Source organism: Aquabacterium olei (assembly GCF_003100395.1).
GTDB classification, from domain to species: domain Bacteria; phylum Pseudomonadota; class Gammaproteobacteria; order Burkholderiales; family Burkholderiaceae_C; genus Aquabacterium; species Aquabacterium olei.
On the sequence record NZ_CP029210.1, the window covers coordinates 2,340,334 to 2,363,515 of the forward strand.

20 protein-coding genes are annotated in these 23,182 nt (G+C 69.8%); 15 read left to right on the forward strand and 5 right to left on the reverse strand.

The genetic code is table 11. The features are described from left to right. The first annotated feature begins 2 nt into the window (after positions 1–2). Positions 3–1,313, forward strand: coding sequence for a TolC family protein (locus tag DEH84_RS10535; protein WP_109036810.1), 1,311 nt, complete (start codon positions 3–5; stop codon positions 1,311–1,313). A 41-nt stretch (positions 1,314–1,354) separates the two neighbouring features. Here DEH84_RS10535 and rraA read toward each other — a convergent pair whose 3' ends face one another. Continuing rightward, a complete protein-coding gene (gene rraA, locus DEH84_RS10540) occupies positions 1,355–1,852 on the reverse strand; it encodes a ribonuclease E activity regulator RraA (protein WP_109036811.1) in 498 nt (165 codons plus the stop codon). A 152-nt stretch (positions 1,853–2,004) separates the two neighbouring features. Between rraA and DEH84_RS10545 the strand changes: the two genes are divergently transcribed. The 7 genes from DEH84_RS10545 (at position 2,005) to DEH84_RS10575 (ending at position 9,165) form a co-directional block, all read left to right on the forward strand. Then, positions 2,005–3,030, forward strand: a complete 1,026-nt coding sequence (locus tag DEH84_RS10545; protein ID WP_159098931.1) for a lysylphosphatidylglycerol synthase transmembrane domain-containing protein — start codon at positions 2,005–2,007, stop codon at positions 3,028–3,030. Positions 3,031–3,061: 31 nt separating this feature from the next. After that, the gene (locus DEH84_RS10550) at positions 3,062–4,093 is read left to right on the forward strand and encodes a glycosyltransferase family 2 protein (protein WP_109036813.1); all 1,032 of its coding nucleotides are present in this window, start codon (positions 3,062–3,064) and stop codon (positions 4,091–4,093) included. Positions 4,094–4,117: 24 nt separating this feature from the next. Then, complete coding sequence (locus tag DEH84_RS10555) at positions 4,118–5,848, forward strand: glycosyltransferase family 39 protein (protein ID WP_109036814.1); 1,731 nt, start codon at positions 4,118–4,120, stop codon at positions 5,846–5,848. After that, the gene (locus DEH84_RS10560; protein WP_109036815.1) at positions 5,838–6,602 is read left to right on the forward strand and encodes a phosphatase PAP2 family protein; all 765 of its coding nucleotides are present in this window, start codon (positions 5,838–5,840) and stop codon (positions 6,600–6,602) included. The genes DEH84_RS10555 and DEH84_RS10560 overlap by 11 nt, the downstream gene beginning before the upstream one ends. A 75-nt stretch (positions 6,603–6,677) precedes the next feature. Further along, positions 6,678–7,799 (forward strand): quinolinate synthase NadA, encoded by a 1,122-nt coding sequence (nadA, locus tag DEH84_RS10565; protein WP_109036816.1) that lies wholly within the window; start codon positions 6,678–6,680, stop codon positions 7,797–7,799. A gap of 35 nt (positions 7,800–7,834) precedes the next feature. Beyond that, the gene (gene nadC / locus DEH84_RS10570) at positions 7,835–8,743 is read left to right on the forward strand and encodes a carboxylating nicotinate-nucleotide diphosphorylase (protein WP_109036817.1); all 909 of its coding nucleotides are present in this window, start codon (positions 7,835–7,837) and stop codon (positions 8,741–8,743) included. Positions 8,744–8,880: 137 nt separating this feature from the next. Beyond that, positions 8,881–9,165, forward strand: coding sequence for a late competence development ComFB family protein (locus DEH84_RS10575; protein ID WP_109036818.1), 285 nt, complete (start codon positions 8,881–8,883; stop codon positions 9,163–9,165). A gap of 7 nt (positions 9,166–9,172) precedes the next feature. Here the strand turns inward: DEH84_RS10575 and nadB are convergent, their stop codons facing one another. Next, a complete protein-coding gene (gene nadB / locus DEH84_RS10580; RefSeq protein WP_109036819.1) occupies positions 9,173–10,810 on the reverse strand; it encodes an L-aspartate oxidase in 1,638 nt (545 codons plus the stop codon). A 149-nt stretch (positions 10,811–10,959) separates the two neighbouring features. Next, entirely contained in the window at positions 10,960–12,510 is a 1,551-nt protein-coding gene (locus DEH84_RS10585; RefSeq protein ID WP_109036820.1) for an ArnT family glycosyltransferase, read from the reverse strand. Positions 12,511–12,642: 132 nt separating this feature from the next. On the opposite strand from DEH84_RS10585, the gene ypfJ reads away from it, so the two are divergent. Together ypfJ and DEH84_RS10595 are read left to right on the forward strand one after the other, a co-directional pair. Then, a complete protein-coding gene (gene ypfJ / locus DEH84_RS10590) occupies positions 12,643–13,524 on the forward strand; it encodes a KPN_02809 family neutral zinc metallopeptidase (RefSeq protein WP_109036821.1) in 882 nt (293 codons plus the stop codon). Positions 13,525–13,582: 58 nt separating this feature from the next. Beyond that, positions 13,583–14,560, forward strand: coding sequence for an NADPH:quinone oxidoreductase family protein (locus DEH84_RS10595; protein WP_109036822.1), 978 nt, complete (start codon positions 13,583–13,585; stop codon positions 14,558–14,560). Here the strand turns inward: DEH84_RS10595 and queG are convergent. Further along, positions 14,557–15,633 (reverse strand): tRNA epoxyqueuosine(34) reductase QueG, encoded by a 1,077-nt coding sequence (queG, locus tag DEH84_RS10600; protein WP_342755637.1) that lies wholly within the window; start codon positions 15,631–15,633, stop codon positions 14,557–14,559. The genes DEH84_RS10595 and queG overlap by 4 nt on opposite strands. A 96-nt stretch (positions 15,634–15,729) precedes the next feature. On the opposite strand from queG, the gene tsaE reads away from it, so the two are divergent. Together tsaE and DEH84_RS10610 are read left to right on the forward strand one after the other, a co-directional pair. Continuing rightward, the gene (tsaE, locus tag DEH84_RS10605) at positions 15,730–16,284 is read left to right on the forward strand and encodes a tRNA (adenosine(37)-N6)-threonylcarbamoyltransferase complex ATPase subunit type 1 TsaE (RefSeq protein WP_109038335.1); all 555 of its coding nucleotides are present in this window, start codon (positions 15,730–15,732) and stop codon (positions 16,282–16,284) included. After that, a complete protein-coding gene (locus DEH84_RS10610; protein ID WP_109036823.1) occupies positions 16,277–17,827 on the forward strand; it encodes an N-acetylmuramoyl-L-alanine amidase in 1,551 nt (516 codons plus the stop codon). The genes tsaE and DEH84_RS10610 overlap by 8 nt, the downstream gene beginning before the upstream one ends. A gap of 9 nt (positions 17,828–17,836) precedes the next feature. On the opposite strand, the gene DEH84_RS10615 is transcribed toward DEH84_RS10610, so the two are convergent. Further along, positions 17,837–18,487: a DedA family protein gene (locus tag DEH84_RS10615; protein ID WP_109036824.1), complete on the reverse strand. Its 651-nt coding sequence runs from the start codon at positions 18,485–18,487 to the stop codon at positions 17,837–17,839. 75 nt (positions 18,488–18,562) lie between these two features. Here DEH84_RS10615 and mutL point away from each other — a divergent pair, with 75 nt between their 5' ends. Genes mutL through DEH84_RS10630 form a run of 3 tightly spaced genes read left to right on the forward strand, consistent with a single transcriptional unit; the run spans position 18,563 to position 23,182 of the window. After that, positions 18,563–20,641: a DNA mismatch repair endonuclease MutL gene (gene mutL / locus DEH84_RS10620; RefSeq protein WP_109036825.1), complete on the forward strand. Its 2,079-nt coding sequence runs from the start codon at positions 18,563–18,565 to the stop codon at positions 20,639–20,641. Between the two features lie 20 nt (positions 20,642–20,661). Next, a complete protein-coding gene (locus tag DEH84_RS19755) occupies positions 20,662–21,924 on the forward strand; it encodes a pseudouridine synthase (protein ID WP_109036826.1) in 1,263 nt (420 codons plus the stop codon). Continuing rightward, positions 21,911–23,182: a multidrug effflux MFS transporter gene (locus DEH84_RS10630; protein WP_109036827.1), complete on the forward strand. Its 1,272-nt coding sequence runs from the start codon at positions 21,911–21,913 to the stop codon at positions 23,180–23,182. Before DEH84_RS19755 ends, DEH84_RS10630 begins: the two co-directional genes overlap by 14 nt.

Below are 23,182 nucleotides of genomic sequence, written 5' to 3' on the forward strand. Positions count from 1 at the left end.
CCATGATCCCCACCGCCCGCCGCTCGGGGCCCCCACCCGCACGCCCGTTGGGGCTGGCCGTGGCATGCGCCCTGGCTGCGCTCCTCGCCTTCACGGCCGAAGCCAGCGAGCCCCTGCCTCCGGATGCAGTGACGCTCTCCGTGCTGAGCACCCATCCACTCTGGCAGAGCCACCTTGCACAGCGGGAAGCAGACCTTGCGCAGGCCCGGCAGACCGCCGTGGGCCCTGGCGAATGGGCGGTCGACCTGAGCGGCGGAACGCGTCGCTACCGGGGCCCGGCCTCGGGCGAGCCCGGCACGCGGGAATGGCAGACCGGCCTGAGCCGCCCGGTGCGCCTGCCCGGTCAACAGGCCGCCGACGAAGCGACGGCAGACGCAGCGCGCCGCGCAGGCGAAGCCGCCCTGCTGCTGGGATGGAACGAGTTGGCTGCCCAGGTGCTGGACAACCACGCCGACTGGCTGCTCGCAGCGCGCCAGGCCAGCATCTGGAATGCCCAGGTCGAAGTGGCCCGGCAGCAGGCCGACGGCGTGCGCAAGCGAGTGCAGTTGGGTGACGCGGCCCGGCTGGACGCCGTGCAGGCCGAAGCGGCGCTGGCGCAGGCCCGCGCTCAGGCCGCGGCCGCCAGCCAGCGCCTGCTTGCGCTGGAGCGCCGCCTGAGCCTGACCCTGCCCGGTTGGCCTCGCAGCCCGTCGCCGCTCGCACCGGAGAGCTGGGCAGCGGCCGAGTCCGCCTTGCAGGCGGTTCCTGCCAATCTGGATGAAGCCACCATGCAGGCCCTGCTGCAGCGCCACCCGGCCCAGGTTCGCGCCCTGGCCTTGCTGGATGTGGGCGCGCAACAGGCCCGTCAGGCCGACGCAGCCCGCCGTGGCACCCCCACCGTGGGCGTTCAGCTCGCGCGGGACCGCAGCGGCGCCGAACAGGCCCTGCTGCTGCAGGTGAACTGGCCGCTGGGCGGTGCCTATCGGGATCTGGCTGCGCAGGCCCAGCAGGCGCGCTACCGCGCTGCGACCGCGCAGCAGGCGGCCGAACTGGCCGAGGCCCGTGCCACGCTGCAGCAGCGCTGGCAGGCCACGCACGACGCGATGGCCCGCTGGCATTGGCAACGCGACGCCCTCGCCCGTCTGGAAGAGGCGGCAGAGGCGCTGAACAAGGGGTATCGGCTGGGTGAGGGGCCCCTCGATCAGGTACTGCAGGCACGCCGACTGGCCCGCGAGCAGGCCCTGCAATCGGCCCAGGCCGAAACCGAGGCCTGGCTCGCACTGTGGCGGTGGCAGCTGGATGCCGGCATGCGCTGGCCAGCCCCCACGCCCTGAGGCGAACTCAGCGTCGCGCGGTCACCCGCGTCAACCGGACGTCAGGCGGCCGGCTTGTCCATGACGACGATGCCGTCCTCGTCGGCGTACAGCCAGTCGCCCGGGCGGATCCACACGCCTTCGATCTGCACGGCCACATCCGTCTGGCCCTCGTTGCGTTTCTCGGTGGGCAGCGGCATCAGCGCCAGCGCCCGGATGCCGACGTCGCATGCCGCGAGCTCGGCCGAATCCCGTACACAACCGTAGACCACGACCCCGGCCCAGCCGTTGCGCGCCGCGGCCTTGCCCAGGTTGCCGCCGACCAGCGCCCGTCGCAGCGAACCGCCGCCGTCCACCACCAGCACCCGGCCCTGCCCCGGCGAATCCACAGCAGCCTTCACCAGCGTGTTGTCCTCGAAGCACTTCACCGTGCTGACCGGGCCGGCGAACTTGATGCGCCCACCGTAATCCTTGAACAGGGGCGGCAGGACGCGGAAAGCGCCGTCGGTGTCGTTCTTGTGCTCGTCGCAGAGGTCGCAGGTTGCAAAGGTGTTCGACATGGATGCATCCCAATCGGGCAGGGTTGAAACTGAAATTGATTCTAGATCGGCCCTCCGCATGGCCTGTGTGTCGCGCGCTTTGCAATGCGCCGCGCGCACGGGCGCCAAGATGCGGGACAATCACAGGTTGCCTTGTTGCCAGCGCCGCCACCGTGTCCGCTTCTCCGACGCCTTCTTCCGACGCCCCTCGTCCGGCCGCACGCCGGGCGCGCATGGCCGTGGCCTGGGCCGTGGGGCTGGGGCTGCTCGCGTGGTTGTTGAGCCATGTGCCGCTGGCCCAGCTCACGGCCGCGCTGCAACGCCCCGCCCCGGGCATCTGGCTGTTGACGCTGGCGGGCCTGCTCGGCAGCTACGCGCTGCGGGCCGCGCGCGTGCAGGTCGTGTTCGATCTGGCCAGCAGCGCCCCACCCAGCCGCCGCGTGCTCGGCTTGCGGATGGACGCACTGCGCGTCATCCTGATGCACAACGCCGCCGTGAACCTGCTGCCCATGCGCGCCGGTGAATTGAGCTTTCCCTGGCTGGCCTCCCGCCAGCTGGGTTTGAGCGTGCCACGGGCCGTGGCCTGCCTGCTGTGGATGCGGGTGCAGGACCTGGCCGTGCTGATCCTGCTGGGCATCGTGCTGTGGCCGGGCCTGGACTGGGCCATGCGCATCGGCGCACTGGCCACCGTGGCGGGCGCGTGGCACATCGGCAACCGGCTGCTGGCCCGATGGCTGGCCGCCCACCCGAACGCCGACGCAGTGCCCGGCGGCCTGCGCGGCCTGCTCACCAAGGTGCGCCACGCGCTGCTCGAACCCGCCCACCACCATCCGCTGGCCTGGTTCTTCACCGCGGCCAACTGGAGCCTGAAACTCGCCGCCGGTGCCTGCCTGCTGTCGGCCATCAGCACCGCACCGTGGGGCACTGCCTGGTCGGGCGCTCTCGGCGGCGAGCTGGCAGCCATCGTGCCCCTGCAGGGTCCCGCCGGCTTCGGCACCTACGAGGCCGGCGTGTGGGCCGGTTTTGCCGCGCACCTGCCGCGCGGCTCGGCGGCACTGGCCCAGGCCATCCCCGCGGCGCTTGCCCTGCATGTGTGCTTCCTGCTGTGTGCCGTCCTGGCTGGCGCCATCGCCTCGCTGCTCAACCACATCGAGCGGCCGGCCGCCCCGCATACCCCCGCTTCTTCCGGCCGCGGCTGACCGCCGGCCCCCTGACTTCCGAAAGCTGCCCATGACCCTTGCCACGCAAGCCCCGTCCAACGTCCTGAGCGACGTGCCGCCGCACCGCCTCTCCATCGTCGTGCCGATGTACAACGAGGTCGACAACGTCGAACCGTTCGTGACGGCCGTGCACGAAGCGCTGGGCGACTACGGCTTCGAGTGGGAGCTGCTGCTTGTCAACGACGGCAGCCGCGACGGCACCCGCCAGGCGCTCGACGAACAGGCGCGCCTGCGCGGCCCGCACGTGCGCCCCATCCACCTGTGGCGCAACTTCCGGCAGACGGCCGCCATGCAGGCCGGCATCGACGCGGCCCGCGGGGACGTCATCGTTACCCTCGATGGCGACCTGCAGAACGACCCCAAGGACATCCCCAAGCTGGTGGCCCGCCTGCTCAAGGAAGACCTGGACCTGGTGGCCGGCTGGCGCCAGAACCGGCAGGACGGCATGCTGCTGCGCAAGGTGCCGTCGCGCATTGCCAACCGCCTGATCCGCAAGATCACCCAGCTCGAGTTCCAGGATCTGGGCTGCAGCCTCAAGGCCTACCGCGCCAGCGTGCTCAAGCGCGTGAGCCTGTACGGTGAAATGCACCGTTTCATCCCCGCCTGGATGGCCACCGTGACCTCGCCGGCCCGCATGGCCGAAGAGCCGGTCAGCCACCACGCCCGCACCCGCGGCGAGTCCAAATACGGCATCTCGCGCACGCTGCGCGTCGTGCTCGACCTCCTGGCGGTGAACTTCTTCCTGCGCTTCTCGGGCCGCCCGGGGCACTTCTTCGGGGGGGTCGGCCTGGCGGTCGGCATGGTCGGCGGCCTGATCCTGGCCTACCTGGGTGCACTCAAGCTGCTCGGCGAAGACATCGGCGGCCGCCCCCTGCTGTGGCTGGGCTTCTTCTGCGTGCTGGGGGGCCTGCAGTTCCTCACCACGGGCGTGCTGGCCGAACTCCTGATCCGCATTTACTACGACCGCGGTGAGGTGGCGCCTTATCACACCAGCAAAGCCCCTGAGATGGCACCCACCGCTGGCTGGCACCATCGCGCCTGATCCAACGCCGTACGCCCCCGGACCATGACCCAGCCACAAGACCGTCCCTCCCCCTCGACTGCCCAGCGGTGGCCACGCCTGTGGGGCCCGCGCCTGGGCTGGCTGCTGGCCTTCATCGTCGTGCTGATGGGTTACCGCTACTGGGCGGTGCAGCACGTCGGCATCTCGCTGTTCTTCGATGAGGCGCAGTATTGGGACTGGTCTCGGCACCTGGATTGGGGCTTCTTCTCCAAGCCCCCCCTGATCGCCGGCCTGATCTGGCTGAGCACCGCGCTGTTCGGCGACGGCCTGCTGGGCGTCAAGGCGCTGCCCATGCTGCTGTATCCGGCCACGGCGCTGGCCATGGTCGGCTTTGCCCGCGCTCTGTGGCCCACCAGCAGCGGCGTGCGCACCGGCATCGTGGCGGCTGCACTGTTCATGACGCTGCCGGTCACCAGCCTGATGGGCCTGTTCGCCAGCACCGATGCCCCGCTGATCCTGTGCTGGACACTGGCCTCGTGGATGCTGTGGCGTGCCCAGGTGACCGACCGAGCGGGCTACTGGTTGCTGTGTGGTGTGGCGTGCGGCGTCGGCCTGATGGGCAAGTACACCATGGCGGCGTTTGCGTTGACCGCCATCTGGGTGCTGTGGGGCGTGCAAGGCCCGAAGCGCGGTGTGCTGCGTGTGGGGCCATGGCTGACGGTGCTGGTGGCGCTGGCCCTGCTCTCGCCCAACCTGTGGTGGAACGTGCAGAACGACTTCCCCACCCTGGCCCACACCGCCGAGATCACCACCGACTCCACCCGCAGCGGGGGCTTCGGCGCCGTGGCCCGCTTCCTCGGCGGCCAGATCGTCATGCTCGGACCGCTGGCCGTGTTCGCCGGCGTCTGGCTGCTGCTGCGTCAGCGCCGCGAAGCGGCCAGCACGCCGCCGGGCTCGGTGCCCGCCAGCCAGTGGGCGGCCTCCCAGCAGACGCTGTCGCCGCCCTCGACCTCGGGCACCTTCCCGGCTCGCCGCCCGGCCGTGCGGGGCTCGGCGTACTACCTGGCCTCGGTGTCCAGCTACCGCTTTCTGTGGGCCATGAGTGTGCCGCTGCAGATCGTGGCGGTGGCCCAGGCCTTCCACGCCGATGCGCATGTGAACTGGGCGGCGCCGTCGATGGTCGGCTTCACCCTGCTCATTGCCTCTCGCCTGAGCCAGCCCCTGGTGCCGCTGTCGGCACCGCGTCCGGGCCGCTGGCTGGTGGCCGTGCTGGCCGTCAACCTGCTGCTCAGCAGCGCCGTGCTCCATCTGCGCGAAATCGCCGGCCCTCAGATGCCCTCGCGGCTCGACGTACTGGTGCGCATGCGCGGCTGGCAAGAGGCGCTGGCCCAGTTGGCCCCGGTGCTGCAGGACCCTGTCGTACGCGGCCTGCCCGTGCTGACGGACCAGCGCCTGCTGATCACGCATGCGGCCTACCACTGGCGCAACCAGGGCGTCGCCACCTACATGTGGAATCCGCTCGGCGTGCGCCACAACCACTACGAGATGACGCGCAGCCTGCCCAACAAGGTGGGCCAGGACGCGATGCTGCTGACCGACAACCCGCAGCCCGATGCCATCACCCGGCGCTTCGCCATCGTGCGTCCCATGAAGTCGGTCAAGGTTGCCGTGGGCCCGGATCGGGCCGTCGAGTTGCATCTGTTCTTCCTGCGTGGCTTCCTGGGTTACGACCATGCGACCTACCTTCAGCAAAGCGGCGCCGACCGGCCCGAGCCCCTGACCGATGCGCCCTGAGCACGCCGCCACCACGCCGGACACCACCGAGCAAGACGTCAACGACCGGATCACCTTCCTGATCTGGAGCACGCTGTTCTTTGCCTTGGCCATCTTCGGCAAGCTGCCCGGCCTGGATCTGCTGGTCTCTGCACGCTACTGGCGGCCGGAGGTCGGGTTCATCCACGCGCAGGACCCCGTGGTCGTCACCCTCTACACCTGGACGCCCTGGGTCGGCCGCGCCCTGCTGCTGGCCATGGCCTTGTTCGCCTTTGCAGCCCCCGCCATCGCCCGCTGGCTGCAACGCCGTGGGCGTTCCGACGCGGCCGAACGCTGTGCCGGCCCGTGGCGCCGGGTGGCAGCGCTGGCCGCGTTGGCTGCGGCATTGGGCAACGGCCTGGTGGTCGAAGGCATTCTGAAGAACACCATGGGGCGCCCGCGCCCGGTTCAGACCGTCGAGTTCGGCGGGCCCACGCCCTATGTGGCACCGCTCCGGCTGGGCGCCGATCCCGAACACCACCGCAGCTTCACCAGCGGCCATGCCGCCACCGGCTTCTCGCTGATGTGTCTCGGCCTGGCCTGCGGGCCCGTCTGGCGTCGCCGCTGGCTGCTCATCGGCCTCGTGGGTGGCAGCGTGATCGGCTTCGGCCGCATCCTGCAGGGTGGCCACTACCTGAGCGACGTGCTCTTTTCCTTCTACGCCATCTGGCTGTCGTGCGAACTGGTCGCCTGGCTGGACCGCCGCCGACAGACCCCGCGAACGGCTCCGTCTTGATCGCGGCCCACCACGCCCCACCTGCAGATCGGCGATCATCGCGACCGTCCCTTGTCCCCGCACCGAGACCCTGCCATGTCCACCGCCCAGACCGTTGAATACGACTACGACCGCCAGGACGCCACTGGCGCCACCTGCACGGCCCACGCGTGGGCCAAGGTGCCCGCGCCTCTGTCGCCCGACGAGAAGACCCGCGTGAAGGAGCGGATCAAGGCAGAGCTGAAACGCCAGAACGCCGTGCTCGTCGCCCACTACTACGTCGACGGCGACCTGCAGGACCTGGCCTGGGAGACCGGCGGCTTCGTGTCCGACTCGCTGGAGATGGCCCGCTTCGGCCGCGACCACGCCGCGCAGACGCTGATCGTGGCGGGCGTGAAGTTCATGGGCGAATCGGCCAAGATCCTCAGCCCGGAAAAACGCGTGCTGATGCCCGATCTCGACGCCACCTGCTCGCTCGACCTGGGCTGTGCCGCCGACGACTTCGCCAAGTTCTGCGACGCCCATCCGGACCGCAAGGTCGTGGTGTACGCCAACACCAGCGCCGCCGTGAAGGCCCGCGCCGACTGGATGGTGACCAGCTCGTGTGCGCTGGCCATCGTCAACCACCTGAAGGCTCAGGGCGAGAAGATCCTGTGGGCGCCCGACCGCCACCTCGGCCGCTACATCGAGAAGCAGACCGGTGCCGACATGCTGATGTGGAACGGCGCCTGCATCGTGCACGACGAATTCAAGGGCCTGGAGCTCGACCTGCTCAAGAAGGACCACCCCGAGGCCCTGGTGCTGGTGCACCCCGAATCACCCGAGAGCGTGGTCAACCAGGCCGATGTGGTCGGCTCGACCTCGCAGTTGCTCAAGGCCGTGATCGAGTCGCCCGCGCGCGAGTTCATCGTCGCGACCGACAACGGCATCCTGCACCGCATGCGCCAGCTGGCGCCGGGCAAGACGCTGATCGAAGCGCCCACCGCCGGCAACAGCGCCACCTGCAAGAGCTGCGCGCACTGCCCGTGGATGGCCATGAACGGCCTGCAGGGCGTGCTCGACTGCCTGGACAAGGGCACGGGCGAGATCACGGTGGACGAGCCCACCCGCGCCAAGGCCAAGGGCTGCATCGACCGCATGCTGGACTTCGTGGCCGCCAACCCGTCGGCCATCACCAAGCCCGCGCAGGGCTTCGTGCCCAACATCGGCGCAGCCTGAGCCTGGGCACCGCAGAACACAACAAGACCCCATCCATGTTCGACCACAACGAAACCCTGGAAGAAGCCCGCGCCCGCAACGTGCGTGACGCCCTGTTCGAAGACGTCGGCGTCTGCGACTGGACGGCGCAACTGGTGCCGGCCGGCCAGCGCGTGAAGGCCCGCCTCATCGTGCGCGAAGAAGCCGTGCTGTGCGGCCGCGACTGGTTCGAGGCCTGCCTGAACCAGCTCGACGCCACCGCCCGCATCACGTGGGCCTACGCCGAGGGCGCGCTGATGCAGCCGAACACCGAGGTCTGCGCCATCGAAGCCGATGCCCGCGCCTTGCTCACCGCAGAGCGCCCGGGCCTGAACTTCCTGCAGACGCTGTCGGCCGTGGCCACGATGGCGCGCAAGCACATGGACGCCATCGAAGGCGCCTCGCCCAACCCGCGCGGCTGCGTGGTGCTCGACACCCGCAAGACCCTGCCCGGCCTGCGCCTGGCGCAGAAGTACGCCGTGCGCGTGGGCGGCGGCGCCAACCAGCGCCTGGCCCTGTACGACGGCATCCTCATCAAGGAAAACCACATTGCCGCGGCCGGCAGCGTGACGGCCGCCGTGAAGAACGCCCAGGCCCTGGTGGCCGCACAGCCTTCGCCGCAGCGCGAGCAGATCACCATCCAGGTCGAGGTCGAGAACCTCGATGAGTTGCGCGAAGCCCTGGCCGCCGGCGCCACCAGCGTGCTGCTGGACAACTTCAGCAACGACATGATGCGCGAGGCCGTCGCCCTCAACCAGCAGCTCACGCACGGCCAGGCCTTGCTCGAGGTGTCGGGCGGCGTCACCATGGACCAGTTGCGCGGCATCGCCGAAACGGGCGTCGACCGCATCTCGGTGGGCAAGCTCACCAAGGACGTCAAGGCGGTCGACTTCTCGCTGCGGGTGCTGGAGCGCATCGGCGGCTGAAGCGCACCGGCAGGCATGCACGAAAGCGCCCTCGCCTGCGCCATATTGCCGAACCGGGGCCCTTCACGGGCCCTTTTTCACGGCCGGGCCCGCTCGGGCTCAGCCACACTGCGACCATTGCGCCCCCTCGCCACACCATGCCTGCCGACTTCACGTCTCTGCACAATTACCACGAACGCCTGGTGGTCGATCTGGTGGTCGACCTCGCCGCCGGCTATCCGCTGCTGACGGAAGACCACCACCCGGACGTCGCCTGCGTGGCCCTCAACCGCCTGCCGCCGCGCTACATCCGCCACCAGGTGGACCTGTCCTTCCACATGACCGAGAAGGAGCGCCAGGAGAGCGAGCAGGCCATCCGCGAGGCGGTGCTGTTCGCCTTCGAATTCGTCCAGGCCCGCTACGCCATGCGGGCACGGCGCTGACCACCGATCACGGCAGCCAGGCGTCCTTGTCCTTCTTCTTGGCCTTGCGGCACAGAATGGTCGGGAAGCTCGCGGGCAATGTGTAGGGGTAGTCGCGGCTGTAGTGCAGGCCGCGGCTCTCCTGGCGCGACAGCGCCGAGCGCACGATCAGCTCGGCACAATCGACCAGATTGCGCAGCTCCAGCATGTCACGCGTGACGCGGAAGGCTGCGTAGTAATCGTCGATCTCGGAACGCAGCAGCTTGATGCGATGCAGTGCGCGCTCGAGGCGGCGCGTGGTGCGCACGATGCCCACGTAGTTCCACATCAGCAGGCGCAGTTCGTCCCAGTTGTGGGCGATCACGACCTCTTCGTCCGCGTCGATCACCTGGCTCTCGTCCCAGGCCTGCACCTTGGGCACGGCCTTCGGAATCTGCGCCTCGATGTCGTCCGCGCAGGTTTTGCCCAGCACCACGCATTCCAGCAGCGAGTTGCTGGCCAGGCGGTTGGCGCCATGCAGGCCGGTGTAGGTGGTTTCGCCCACGGCGTACAGGCCCGGCAGGTCGGTCCGGCCATGCAGATCGGTCACGACGCCACCGCAGGTGTAATGCGCAGCCGGCACGACTGGAATCGGCTGGCGGGCGATGTCGATGCCCAGCTCCAGGCAGCGCGCGTAGATCGTCGGGAAGTGCGAGCGCAGGAAGGCTTCGCCCAGGTGCGTGGCATCCAGCCACACGTGATCGACGCCGTGCTTCTTCATCTCGAAGTCGATGGCGCGCGCCACGATGTCGCGGGGGGCCAGCTCGCCGCGCTCATCGTGGTCGGGCATGAAGCGGTGGCCGTTGGGCAGCTTCAGCAGGCCACCCTCGCCACGCAGCGCCTCGGTGATAAGGAAGCTGCGCTCCTGTGGGTGGTACAGGCACGTCGGGTGGAACTGGATGAACTCCATGTTCGCCACGCGGCAGCCAGCGCGCCACGCCATCGCGATGCCATCGCCTGTCGAGGTGTCGGGGTTGCTGGTGTAGCGGTAGACCTTGCCCACGCCCCCGGTGGCCAGCACCACGGCCGAGGCCGCCAGCGTCTCCACCTCGTGCGTGTCAATGTTCAGCGCGTACACGCCGTGGCAACGGCGGTTCTCGGCGCGGTCGTCGCTGCCCTTTTTCAGGTGGCGCTGCGTGATCAGGTCGACCGCCATCCAGCGCTCGCGCAGCGTGATGTTCGGGTGCTTCTTGACCTCATCGAGCAGCACGTCGTGGATGGCCTTGCCCGTGGCGTCGGCGGCGTGCGCAATGCGCCGCACGGCGTGGCCGCCCTCACGCGTCAGGTGCAGGCCCAGCGGGCCTTGGGGGTCGGGCGAGAACGGCACGCCCCGGGCCACCAGCCACTCCACCGCTTCGGCGCTGTGGCGGGCGATGAATTCGGCGGTGCGCTCGTCCACCAGGCCGGCGCCGGCCTCCTGCGTGTCGCGCACGTGCGATTCAACGCTGTCGTCGCTGCCGAGCACACCCACGATGCCGCCCTGAGCCCACGCCGTGGCGGCCTCTTCCAACTGACGCTTGGCCAGTACGATCACAGGCTGGGTCTCTGCCAGGTTCAGCGCCACGGTCAGGCCGGCAAGGCCGGCACCGATGATGACCACGGGCAGGGACGACTCGGGAGCGGACATGGTGCGGCAGCGCCTCAGGGCAGGAATGGAGGCCGAATTCTAGCCCTCGCCCTGCCTGGGCAGGGGTGGGCTGGGCATCCCATGTGCGGCATGACGATGACAGCGGCGATGGTCCCCTCCGGTATCGGTCCGGAGGCTGCCGCCCACGCTCAGGGTGCGCAGCGGGCCGCGCCGCACAAACGCTCGCAGAACACGCAGCCGCGCACAGGAAGCCATGCAGGGAAGGCGTAATAGCGGCGGTTCACTTCGTTCAGAACCTGCTCGCGGTACACATCGAACCGGAAGCCCTGGCCCTCGATCACATGGAAGGGCTGACCATCCTGCACCACTTGCCAGGCTCGCACGGTGTGGAAGTACGGCTCGTACTCGCCCGGCGCCGGGGCGCTCGTGCGCAGCACACGGATGGTGCGGCCATCGAAGCGGCTGTAGTTCACCACGAGGTCATCCTGTCGCGCATGCACGCTGCCCAGCCCGAACACCGGCACATGCTGCCCCGCTGCGTAACCGTAGATGGAGGCGGCCGAATAGGCATGGCCCATCAGCACCACACCGGGTGCGGCCACCTGCTGCACCAGTTCGGGCGCCCGCACAGCCTCGACGATGCGCTTGTAGTGCTTGAATTGCTGCCACTGCGTCAAGCTGGTCTGCGACAGCGCCACCACGACGGCCACGTGCAGGCCGAGGAACATCACCAGCCCCCGGCGCACGCCCGCGAGCCGAACGGCCGGCAGCCGCCAGGTCAGCAGCACCGTCACGAAGGGCAGGAAGGCCAGCAGCCAGTGCAGCCCGATCACCTTGCGCCCCGACATCAGCGCAAACAGCGCCAGCGGCACCAGCGCCACACAGGCCAGCAGGGCCTGCCCTCGCAGCGCCCCGCGCAGGGCGGCGCGCGCCCGCCACGCGTACCAGAGCCACACCGGGCTCACCAGGTACACGAGCGTCAGCAGATACCCCAGCGGCTTGTCCCAGCCGAAATCGGCGTCTTCGTTGCGGTTGAAGACGTTGAACATGATGTTGGTCCAGCAGTGGTCCAGGTTCCACATCAGGTTCACGAGGGCGGCCGGCACACCGCACAACACCAGCAGCAGCAGGCCACGCCAGCGCCCGCGCGCCCAACCCGCAAAGTAGACGAGGTAGGCCAGCCCCAGCAGCACCGCAAAATACTTGGACAGGAAGGCCAGGCCGATGGCCACGCCGCTGAAGGCATACATCCCCCAGGCCATGCGCCCACTGGCCGACTGCCGCTCGGCGCGCACCAGGGCCGCCACCGACCACGCCGCAAACAGGATGAGCGGCGAGTCCGTCGTCATCAGGGCGTTGAGCCAGTTGATCGGCATCAGCCAGTACAGCAGCACGGCCCACGCCGCCCGCGTCCGGTCCGCCGGCGCCCAGGCCCACCAGATGGCCGCCCCGACACCCAGCGGCAACACCAGCATCGGCAGCCGGATGGCCCAGGCCGCATCGCCGAACAACGCCCGCGTGCCCATGATCCACCACGCCACCATGGGCGGGTGGTCGTAATAGCCGTAGTCGGGAAAGCGCGCCCACCAGTAGAACAGGGCCTCGTCGCCCGTCATGGGCAGCACCGCGGCCAGCCAGGCCCGGAAGCCCACCGACGCCAGCCCCACCACCCAGAGCCAGCGCACGAGGTCGGGCCCCAGTCGGGCATGGTCAACACGGGTGGCGGGCAGAACGGACATGAAGCAGGGCCGCGGCACGGGCCACGTGGGTCAGGACAAGGGGGAAGGCAAGGCCCGGAAGCCGGTGTGCCGACGAGCGGGAATTCTAGGCGCCCGCTGCTACGATGTCCCGAACACAAAGGGAGGAGCGTCATGCGCTGGGAAGGCAACCGCGAAAGCGACAACGTGGACGATGTGCGCAACCAGGGTGGCGGGCCCGGCGGCGGCCTGCGGCTGGGCGGCGGACGCCTGGGCATCGGCTCGGTCGTGATCGCGCTGGTGGCCAGCTACTTCCTCGGCGTCAACCCCCTGACGGTGCTGCAGATGCTGGCCGGCGGCCCTGCCCCGGTCAGCCAGCCCGCCGTCGAGCAGCCGGGCACCGCACCGCAGAACGACGAACAGACGCGCTTCGTGCGCACCGTGCTGGCCGACACCGAAGACGTGTGGCGCACGTTGTTCAAGGAAGGTGGCGGGCAGTACCAGGACCCGCGCCTGGTGCTGTTCCGGGGCAGCGTCCCCACCGCGTGCGGCACGGGCCAGTCGGCCATGGGTCCGTTCTACTGCCCGGCCGACCAGAAGGTCTACATCGACCTCGGCTTCTACGACGTGCTGCGTCAGCAACTCGGCGCCCCCGGCGACTTCGCCCAGGCCTATGTGATCGCGCACGAGGTGGGCCACCACGTACAGAACCTGCTGGGCACCACCGACAAGGTGGACGCCATGCGCGGCCGCGTCAGCGAAACCCAGTACAACGCGCTGAGCGTGCGGCTGGAATTGCAGGCCGATTGCTATGCCGGCGTCTGGGCCCACCACGCCGACCGCGCTCGTCAGGTGCTGGAAACCGGCGACATCGAGGAAGGGCTGAACGCGGCCGCGCGCATTGGCGACGACGCGCTGCAGCGGCAGGCCGGCGGCGAGGTCCGTCCGGATTCCTTCACCCACGGCACCAGCGTGCAGCGCCAGACCTGGTTCCGGCGCGGCCTCGACACCGGCGATCTGCGCCAATGCGACACTTTCGCTCGCGGCGCAGTGTGATACTCGTCTGTACCCTCATACAGAGTCCCTGACGGACCTCACTTTGGAGACACCCCTCATGCAAGCCTGGATCTGCAACGAATTCGCCGGCCCCGAGCAACTGGCCTGGCAGACGCAGCCCACGCCCGAACCGGGCAAGGGCGAGGTGCGCGTGGCCATCAAGGCCGCGAGCCTGAACTTCCCTGACCTGCTCATCGTGCAAGGCAAGTACCAGATGAAGCCGGCCCTGCCCTTCGTGCCGGGCGCCGAGTTCGCGGGCGTGGTGGAAGCCGTGGGGGAAGGCGTCAAGCACCTGGCCGTGGGCACGCATGTGGCCGGCTTTGCAGGCACGGGTGGCTTCGGCACCCACGCCCTTGCGCCGGCTGCCGTGCTGATGCCGCTGCCGCCGGTGTTCTCGTTCGAAGACGCCGCGGCCTTCCTGTGCACCTATGGCACCACCTACCACGCGCTGATGGACCGCGCCGCGCTGAAGGCTGGTGAGACGGTGCTGGTGCTCGGTGCCGCTGGCGGTGTCGGCACGGCCGCCATCCAGATCGCGAAGGCAGCCGGCGCCCGCGTGATTGCCGCGGCCTCCACCGACGAGAAGTGCGCGCTCTGCCGCGAGCTCGGCGCCGACGAGACCATCAACTACACCACCACCAACTTGCGCGACGCGCTGAAGACGCTGACCGACGGCAAGGGCCCGGACGTGGTTTACGACCCGGTGGGCGGCGACATGACCGAGCAGGCCTTCCGTTCGATCGCCTGGCGCGGTCGCCTGCTGGTGGTGGGCTTTGCCAATGGGCAGATCCCCAACCTGCCGCTGAACCTGGCGCTGCTCAAGGGCGCGTCCATCGTCGGCGTGTTCTGGGGCGAGTTCGCGCGGCGCGAACCGCAGGCCAACGCCGCCTGCCTGATGCAGCTGGCGGCCTGGTACATGGAAGGCAAGATCAAGCCCGTCATCGAGCACAAGCTGCCGATGAGCCAGCTCAAGGAGGGCTTTGCGCTGATGGGCTCACGTCAGGTGCGCGGCAAGGTCGTGCTGGTCAACGACTAAGACGGAGACTGTGACAGCGCCCACGCCACGTGCTCGGCCACGAGGGCGTGGTCGTCGCCCGCCAGCGGGGTGGTGTCGGCCCAGCGTCGCAGGGCCTGCACGAGGTCCTCTCGTGTGTCTGCAGCCAGCGCAGGCGACGCCAGCGCATTGCCCATTGCCACCGCCAGGTTGCGCTGCCAGCGCACATGGCCGATGCGCCGGATCGGGCTGCCTTCCGTCAGCCGCAGAAAGGTCGCCTCGTCCCATTGCCACAGGCCGAGCAGGTCGGGCGCGGCCAGCGCCGGCCGCACATCGAAGTCCGGCACCCTGGCCCGGCGGGCAAACTTGTTCCACGGGCAGGCCAGCTGGCAGTCGTCGCACCCGTAGATGCGGTTGCCCATCAGCGGGCGCAGCGCGAGCGGAACGGGCCCTGGGTGCTCGATGGTCAGGTAGGAGATGCAGCGGCGCGCATCCACCTGCTGCTCGCCCACGATGGCCTGTGTCGGGCAGACCGTCATGCAAGCCTGGCAGGCACCACAGTGGGCCGTTTCCGGCTCGGTCAACGGCAGCGCAACGTCCACATAGATCTCACCCAGAAAGAAGGTCGAGCCCGCGTCCCTGGACAGCAGCAGCGTGTGCTTGCCGCGCCAGCCCAGGCCACTTCGGCTGGCCAGCTCCACTTCCAGCACCGGCGCCGAATCGGTGAACACGCGGTGGCCAAACGGCCCGATCTGTGCGGCCAGCCGGTCGGCCAGCTTCTGCAGCCGGGCACGCAACACCTTGTGATAGTCCCGGCCCCGGGCATACATCGACACGCCGGCCTGTGACGGGTCGGCCAGGCGACGCCACTCCACCCGCTGCCAGCCCTCGGGGAGGCTGGTCGGCAGGTAATCCATGCGGGCCGTGATCACGCGGACCGTGCCTGGCACCAGCTCGGCCGGCCTCGCCCGCTTGAGTCCGTGGCTGGCCATGTAGTGCATCTCGCCATGAAAACCGCGCGCCAGCCAGTCCAGCAGGCCCGGCTCGGCACTTGACAAATCGACATCTGCTACGCCAATCTGGGAAAATCCCAGTTCTGCGGCCCATTCACGCAGTGCACCGAGTACGGCGCGCGGGTCGGACAGCGGCTGCGACGCCGCAGGCGCATCCGATGAGCCTGCCTGATCTGGCTGCCGGGGTGACCGAATTTCATGACGCATGTGACGATCGTAGCAAGCCCGCCCAACGCTTCTGCCGACGAGGTCTGCCAGACCTGGTCGGACGAGTCCGCCTGCGCGGCCCTGGCCTCCGCCCTGGCTCAGGCGCTGCGCCAGCGGCTCGACTCCGGTGGCTCCGCCGTGATCGAGCTGCATGGCACCCTGGGCGCGGGCAAGACCACCTTCACGCGGCACCTGCTGCGCGCGCTGGGCGTGACCGGCCGCATCAAGAGCCCGAGCTACGCCGTGGTCGAGCCGCATGAACTGCCCGGGCACACCGTGCAGCACTTCGACTTCTATCGGTTCAACGACCCGCAGGAATGGGAAGACGCCGGCTTCCGCGACCTGTTCGCCGCGCCCGGCCTCAAGCTCGTGGAATGGCCGGACAAAGCCGCCGGGCTGCTGCCTCGCCCGGACCTGCGTCTGATGCTGACCCTGCACGACGACACGCGACGCGATGCCCGACTCGAGGCCTTGAGCCCCATCGGCCGCGCCGCACTCGCGGCCTTGAAAGCCGCCCCGACCGAAGGAGGCCCCGCCCATGCGTGAGCGCGACCCTGCCCCGTCTCCGTCACGCCGCACCCTGCTCAAGCAGGCTGCGGGGGGCACGCTCATCTTTCTGCTCGGCCCGAAGGAACTCGCCTGGGGTGCCGAGCTGGTGGCCGTGCGGGTGTGGCCGGCGCAGGACTACACCCGGGTCACGCTGGAATCCGACACGGCACTCAACGCGACGTTCTTTTCGGTGGACCGCCCCAACCGGCTGGTGATCGACATCGAGGGCCTCGCCCTGAGCAGCCAGCTCAAGGAACTGGTGCGCAAGATCCGCAGCGATGACCCCTACATCGCCGGCGTGCGGGTGGGCCAGTACAAGCCGTCCGTGGCCCGTCTGGTGATCGACCTCAAGCAGGCGATCAAGCCGCAGGTGTTCGGTCTGGCGCCCGTGGCGGCCTACCAGCACCGACTGGTGTTCGATCTGCATCCTGGCGCGCCGATCGACCCGCGTGTGGCGCTGAATGCCGGCATGCCGGACACGCCAGCTTCGTCGCCGAATGCGGCGCCCTCCGCCCCTGCGGGCACCACACTGCCTGGCCAGCAGGCCGCGGCCAGCGCAGCCCAGCAGAGCCCCGCCGCTGTGGCCGGGATGGCGGCGCAACGCTCGTCCGAGCAGGCCGCCGACGCGATGAACGACGCCCTGGGCGAATTCATCGGTGGTCTGCGCCGCCCGCCAGTCGAGGCAGACCGCGGCGATACCCGCGTGGCCACCCGGACACTGCCCAAGCCGGCGGACAAGGACACCAAGCCCGGTGCACGCGCCGAGCCGCGCCCCACCGCCGAGCGCCTCGAGCCCAATGAACCACCGCCGCCGGCCGCCGACGCCACCCAGCGGCTCGTGATCGTGGCGCTCGATGCCGGCCACGGTGGCGAAGACCCGGGCGCCGTCGGCCCCAGCGGCCTGTACGAAAAGGACGTGGTGCTGGCGGTTGCGCGCAAACTGCGCACGCGCATCAACGCCCTGCCCGGCATGCGCGCCATGCTGACCCGCGAATCCGACTATTTCGTGCCGCTGCACGAGCGCGTGAACAAGGCCCGCCGGGTGCAGGCCGACCTGTTTGTCTCCATCCACGCCGATGCCTTCATGAACCCGGAAGCACGGGGGGCGTCGGTCTTCGCGCTGTCAGAGACGGGTGCCACCAGCGCCGCAGCACGGTGGATGGCCAAGAAGGAAAACGCGGCCGACATCGTGGGCGGCGTCAACATCAAGACCAAGGACGCAACCATCATGCGCGCCCTGCTCGACATGTCGACCACCGCGCAGATCAAGGACAGCCTGAAGCTCGGTCAGGCCGTGCTGGGCCACCTCGGCAAGGTCGGACGGCTGCACAAGCCGCGCGTCGAGCAGGCCGGCTTTGCGGTGCTGAAAGCCCCGGACATCCCGTCCATCCTGGTCGAAACGGGCTTCATCTCGAATCCGGAAGAGGAATCGAAGCTGAAGGACGAGGCCTACCAGGCCCAGCTCGCCGATGCCCTGCTGGCGGGCATCCAGCGCTACTTCGCGCGCAACCCGCCGCTGGCTCGCAACCGGGCGCTGTGACCGCCCGACTCAGGCCGTGGCGCGCGCCTGGCGCCCGGCCTTCCAGGCCCCGAAGATGGCAATCAGCCCCGGCACCAGGATCATCGCCCAGATGATCTTGCTGAGATGCTGCTGCACGAAGGGGATGTTGCCGAAGAGGTAGCCCACCACCGTGAGGCCCACCACCCAGATCAGCGCGCCGATGACGTTGTAGGCGGTGAACGTGGCCCGGTTCATCTGCGCCACGCCGGCCACGAAAGGCGCGAAGGTGCGGATGAAGGGCATGAAGCGGGCCAGGATGATGGTGATGCCACCGTGCTTTTCGTAGAACGCATGGGCCGCATCAAACGCCTTGCGGTTGAACCAGCGCGAGTCCTCCCACTGGAACACCTTGGGGCCAATGTAGCGGCCGATGGAGTAATTCAGCTGGTCGCCCGCAATGGCGGCCACCAGCAGCACCCCTATGGCCACCGGCAGGCTCAGCGAGCCGGTGCCGGCCAGCGCGCCCACCATGAACAGCAGCGAGTCGCCCGGCAGAAACGGCATCACGACGAGCCCGGTTTCCACAAACACGATCAGAAACAGCAGGGCGTACACCCACGGGCCGTAGAGCTGCACGAACTCGGCAAGGTGCTTGTCGACGTGCAGAATGAAATCGATCAGAAAGTGGGCGAGCTCCATAGCGCGGGATTATGGACGCTTTGCCCGCAAGCCCCACCACCTGTCCGGGCGGCCCCGCGCTTCTACAATGCGCAGATGAATCTGGATACCGCCCCCGACCCTGCCACCGCCGATCAGACCGCCGCGGCGCCTGACGCCGGGGCCGAGCCGGTCCAGCGGCGCACCATCCAGGAACTGCCCGACGAGCTGATCAGCCAGATCGCCGCGGGCGAGGTGGTCGAACGGCCGGCGTCGGTGGTGCGCGAACTGGTGGACAACGCCCTGGATGCCGGCGCCAGGCAGGTCACCGTCAAGCTGATGGCGGGCGGCGTGCGCCAGATTCTGGTCGAGGACGACGGCTGCGGCATTCCCGTGCCCGAGCTGCCGCTGGCGCTCAAGCGCCACGCCACCAGCAAGATCCGCTCGCTGGACGACCTGGAACACGTCGGCACCATGGGTTTTCGGGGCGAGGCGCTGGCCGCCATTGCCTCGGTGTCGGACATGTCGGTGGCCAGCCGCACCCCGCACGACGCCCACGCCCACCGGCTGGATGCCCGCTCGGGCGAACTGACGCCTGCGGCCCGTGCCGTGGGCACCAGCGTCGAGGCCCGTGAGCTCTTCTTCAATACGCCGGCCCGGCGCAAGTTCCTCAAGAGCGACGCGACCGAGCTCGCGCATTGCCTCGAGGCCGTGCGCCGCCATGCCCTGGCTCGACCGGAGGTCGGCTTTGCCGTATGGCACGAAGGCAAGCTGGTCGAACAGCTGCGGCCCGGCACGCCGGCCCAACGCCTGCAGGACGTGCTGGGCGACGAATTCGTGCGCACCAGCCGCGAGGTCGATCTGCAGATCGGGCCGATGCGGGTGCATGGGCGGGCCGGGCTGCCCGATGCCGCCCGCTCCCGTGCCGACTGGCAGTACTGCTATGTCAATGGCCGCTATGTGCGCGACAAGCTGATCTCGCACGGCGTGCGCTCGGCGTATGAGGACGTGCTGCACGGCTCACGCCAGCCCACCTATGTGCTCTTCATCGAGATCGACCCCGAGCGGGTGGACGTGAACGTGCACCCGACCAAGATCGAGGTGCGTTTCCGCGATTCGCGCGAGGTGCACCAGGCCGTGCGCAAGGCGGTCGAGGCCACGCTGGCCCGCTCCCGCGCGGGGGCCGAGGCCGCGCCACTGATGCCCGACCTGGCCCGTGCGGCTGCCGATGTGCCGGACCCGGCCCCCGGCCCATCGCAGGCATCGGACGCCGGCAGCTGGAGCGGCGCCAACCGCACGCAGAGCGCCCTGCCCTGGGCGCGCCCCGCCGGCACGACCGCGCCCGAGCAGCGCTGGGCCGGCTGGCCTGCGGCCTCGGGCGCGCCGACCGCGCCGCTGCCGACCACGCCGGATCCCTTTGCCGACCTGGCCCTGCCCCGCGTGGTGGCCCGCGCGGACGCCGAGGCCGAGGCCGCGCTGCCCGTGACGTACACGCCCGCCGCGCCGCACCCGCTGGGGGTCGCCGAAGGCGTGCCGGCCCCTCTGCTCGCCGCGCCGTCGGGTTTTGGCCAGATGGCATCGCCCGCCTCCACCGACGAAGCGCCCCACGAAGAGTGGCCCCTCGGCCGCGCCATCGGTCAGATCGGCGGCATCTATGTGCTGGCCGAGAACGCGAAAGGCATGGTCATCGTCGACATGCACGCCGCCCATGAGCGCGTGGTCTACGAGCGGCTGAAGGCGCAACTGGCGCAGGCTCGGCTCGAAAGCCAGCCGATGCTGATCCCGCTGACCTTTGCCGCCTCGCCGGCCGAGATGGCCACAGCCGAGACCGCACGCGAGGCCCTGACCGAACTCGGCCTGGACATCGACGCCATCGGCCCCGGCAAGCTCGCCGTGCGTGCCGTGCCCGCCGCGCTGGCGCAGGCCGACGGCGTGGAGCTGGCGCGCTCGGTGCTGGCCGAACTGGCCCAGCTGGATGCCAGCCACGTCGTGCAGCGCGCCCAGCACGAACTGCTGGCCACCATGGCCTGCCACGGCGCCGTGCGGGCCAACCGCCAGCTGACGCTGACCGAAATGAATGCCCTGCTGCGCGACATGGAGGCCACCGAACGCGCCGACCAGTGCAACCACGGGCGCCCCACCTGGCGGCAGCTGGCCCTGCGTGAACTGGATGCCCTGTTCATGCGCGGCCGCTGACGCCACCCTGACTGTTTTTCATGACCGAACGCAAGAAACTGAGCCTCAACCGCCCGGCCTCCACCGAAGGCGGTGACGCGCCCACGCACCGCAAGCCCCCCGTGCGTGGCAGCGGCACCGCACCGCGCAAGCGCATGACGGCCGCCGAAGCCGCCCAGGCGCGCGAGGAAGCGGCCGCGCGCGCCGCCGCTGCACCGCCCTACCGCCCCGGGCCGGACGACCGCGCCGAGCGGGGCCCGCGTCGCGATGCCCCACGCCACGACGACCGTCGGCCCGCCCCCCAGCGAGGTGAGGACCGCCGCGCTGCCCCGTATGGCGACCCACGCCAGCGGGAAGGCCGCCGCGAGCCTCGCGCCGCGGCAGGCCGCCGCGAGGATCCCCGCACCGGGGGACGCGCAGACCGCCGGGACGAGCCGCGGGGCGACCGCCGGGATGACCGCCGGGCCCCGTCGCGTGACGATTTCCGCGCCACACCGCGCCCTGCGCAACCGCCGCACACCGAGCGCCCGACGCCCGATGACGGCCGCATGCGCCTGTCCAAGCTGATGAGCGAACGCGGCCTGGCCTCGCGTCGGGAGGCCGACGAGTGGATCGAACAGGGCTGGGTGCGCGTCAATGGCGAGGTGGTGGACGAACTGGGCACCCGCGTGCTGCCCGATGTCGAGATCACCATCGACCCGCTGGCCCGCACGCAGCAGGCCGAGCGCGTCACCATCCTGCTGCACAAGCCGATCGGCTATGTCAGCGGCCAGGCGGAAGACGGGCATGAGCCCGCCGTCATCCTGATCCGCCCCGAGAACCGCTGGAAGGAAGACCGCCAGGGCCTGCAGCTCACCCGCGGGCACCTGCGCCATCTGGCACCGGCCGGCCGCCTCGACATCGATTCGACCGGGCTGCTGGTGTTGACCCAGGACGGCCGCATCGCGCGCCAGCTGATCGGCGAGGACTCGGGCGTCGAGAAGGAATACCTGGTGCGCGTGCAGGCCGTGGACGCGCCGGACGCCGAGAACGTCTCGGCCGTCGTGCCCCCCGAAGTGATCGAGCAGCTGCGCTTTGGTCTGGAGCTCGACGGGCGCCAGCTCAAGCCAGCCCAGGTGTCGTGGCAGAACGAACAGCAGCTGCGCTTCGTGCTGCGCGAAGGCCGCAAGCGCCAGATCCGCCGCATGTGCGAGCTGGTGGGCCTGCGCGTGGTGGGCCTCAAGCGTGTGCGCATGGGCCGCATCACGCTGGGCAAGCTGCCGGTGGGCGAATGGCGATTCCTGAGGGCCGATGAGCGCTTCTGATCCCGCGGCGGCGCGCCCGGCCGGCCACGGCATTCCCACGTGGGTGGTGGTGGTGGCGCTGAGCATGCTGCTGGGCCTGCAGCCGATCACGACCGACCTCTACCTGCCCGCGCTGCCGCAACTGCAGGCGGCGCTCGGCCTGACGCCCTCGCTGGCGCAATGGACGCTGTCGGTGCTGATGCTCAGCTTCGGTTTCGGCCAGCTGGTGTGGGGGCCGATTGCCGACCGCATCGGCCGCCGCCCGGTCTTGCGCTGGGGGCTGAGCCTGTATGTGCTGGCCAGCATCGCGGCCACGCTGGCGCAGGACTTCAGCATCGTCATCGCCGCCCGCATTGCCCAAGGCGCCAGCCTGTCCGGCGTGGTGATGTGCGGGCGCGCCATGGTGCGCGACCTCTACGAGCCCGAAGATGGCGCCCGCATGATGGCCCACGGCATGGGTGGGCTGGGCGTGATCGCCCTGGTCGGGCCGGTCCTGGGCGGTCTGGCGGCCACGCATGGCGGCTGGCGCGCCACCATGTCGATCCTGGCCATCTCCGGGGCCATCATCCTCGCCTTCATCTGGTGGCGCCTGCCCGAAACGCTGGCCCCCGAGCGCCGACAGGCCGCGCAGCCCTGGCGCACGCTGGTGCGCAACTGGATCGGCATCGGCAAGCAGCCGGTGTTCCGCAGCTACGCGCTGCTGTCGGCCTCCACCTATGGCGGGTTGTTCGTCTTCCTGTCGATCTCGTCCTTCGTGTTCATCAACGTGCTCGGCATCAGCCGCACGGCCTACGGACTCGTGATGGCCAGCACCTCGCTGTCCTACCTGCTGGGCACCCTTCACTGCCGGCGCACACTGAGCCGGCAAGGGCTGCGCGGCACGGTGCGGCGCGCGGGGTGGTTTCCGCTGGTGGGCGGCGTGTGGGGGTTGTGCATCTCACTGGCCCAGCTCAGCACGGGCTGGGATGTGCCCCCCTGGGCGCTGTTGCCCGGTCTGTGGCTGTATGCCTTCGGCCACGGCATCCACCAGCCATGCGGCCAGACCGGCGTGGTGGCCGCCTTCCCGCATCAGGCGGGCGCCGCATCGGCCTTGTCGGGCTTCGTGCTGTCGGTGATCGCCTTCGGCGTGGGCGCCGTCATGTCGGGCTGGACCGCCCTGCCCGGCTGGGTCGGCACCATTCACCCGCTGACACTCGGCATGGCGTTGGGAGGCGCCTGCACGGCCCGCGTGGCGCTGCACCGCGTTCAGCGCCATGGCCTGATCCCGCAAGCCGCCTGA

Excerpts from the sequence above, each read along its gene's own strand:
- DEH84_RS10630 (WP_109036827.1), top strand. The coding sequence starts at position 21,911 with ATGAGCGCTTCTGATCCCGCGGCGGCGCGCCCGGCCGGCCACGGCATT.
- ypfJ (WP_109036821.1), top strand. The coding sequence starts at position 12,643 with ATGCGCTGGGAAGGCAACCGCGAAAGCGACAACGTGGACGATGTGCGC.
- DEH84_RS10560 (WP_109036815.1), top strand. The coding sequence starts at position 5,838 with ATGCGCCCTGAGCACGCCGCCACCACGCCGGACACCACCGAGCAAGAC.
- DEH84_RS19755 (WP_109036826.1), top strand. The coding sequence starts at position 20,662 with ATGACCGAACGCAAGAAACTGAGCCTCAACCGCCCGGCCTCCACCGAA.
- DEH84_RS10615 (WP_109036824.1), bottom strand. The coding sequence starts at position 18,487 with ATGGAGCTCGCCCACTTTCTGATCGATTTCATTCTGCACGTCGACAAG.
- rraA (WP_109036811.1), bottom strand. The coding sequence starts at position 1,852 with ATGTCGAACACCTTTGCAACCTGCGACCTCTGCGACGAGCACAAGAAC.
- mutL (WP_109036825.1), top strand. The coding sequence starts at position 18,563 with ATGAATCTGGATACCGCCCCCGACCCTGCCACCGCCGATCAGACCGCC.
- tsaE (WP_109038335.1), top strand. The coding sequence starts at position 15,730 with ATGACGCATGTGACGATCGTAGCAAGCCCGCCCAACGCTTCTGCCGAC.
- DEH84_RS10575 (WP_109036818.1), top strand. The coding sequence starts at position 8,881 with ATGCCTGCCGACTTCACGTCTCTGCACAATTACCACGAACGCCTGGTG.
- DEH84_RS10610 (WP_109036823.1), top strand. The coding sequence starts at position 16,277 with ATGCGTGAGCGCGACCCTGCCCCGTCTCCGTCACGCCGCACCCTGCTC.
- DEH84_RS10585 (WP_109036820.1), bottom strand. The coding sequence starts at position 12,510 with ATGTCCGTTCTGCCCGCCACCCGTGTTGACCATGCCCGACTGGGGCCC.
- DEH84_RS10555 (WP_109036814.1), top strand. The coding sequence starts at position 4,118 with ATGACCCAGCCACAAGACCGTCCCTCCCCCTCGACTGCCCAGCGGTGG.
- nadA (WP_109036816.1), top strand. The coding sequence starts at position 6,678 with ATGTCCACCGCCCAGACCGTTGAATACGACTACGACCGCCAGGACGCC.
- nadB (WP_109036819.1), bottom strand. The coding sequence starts at position 10,810 with ATGTCCGCTCCCGAGTCGTCCCTGCCCGTGGTCATCATCGGTGCCGGC.
- nadC (WP_109036817.1), top strand. The coding sequence starts at position 7,835 with ATGTTCGACCACAACGAAACCCTGGAAGAAGCCCGCGCCCGCAACGTG.
- DEH84_RS10595 (WP_109036822.1), top strand. The coding sequence starts at position 13,583 with ATGCAAGCCTGGATCTGCAACGAATTCGCCGGCCCCGAGCAACTGGCC.
- DEH84_RS10550 (WP_109036813.1), top strand. The coding sequence starts at position 3,062 with ATGACCCTTGCCACGCAAGCCCCGTCCAACGTCCTGAGCGACGTGCCG.
- DEH84_RS10535 (WP_109036810.1), top strand. The coding sequence starts at position 3 with ATGATCCCCACCGCCCGCCGCTCGGGGCCCCCACCCGCACGCCCGTTG.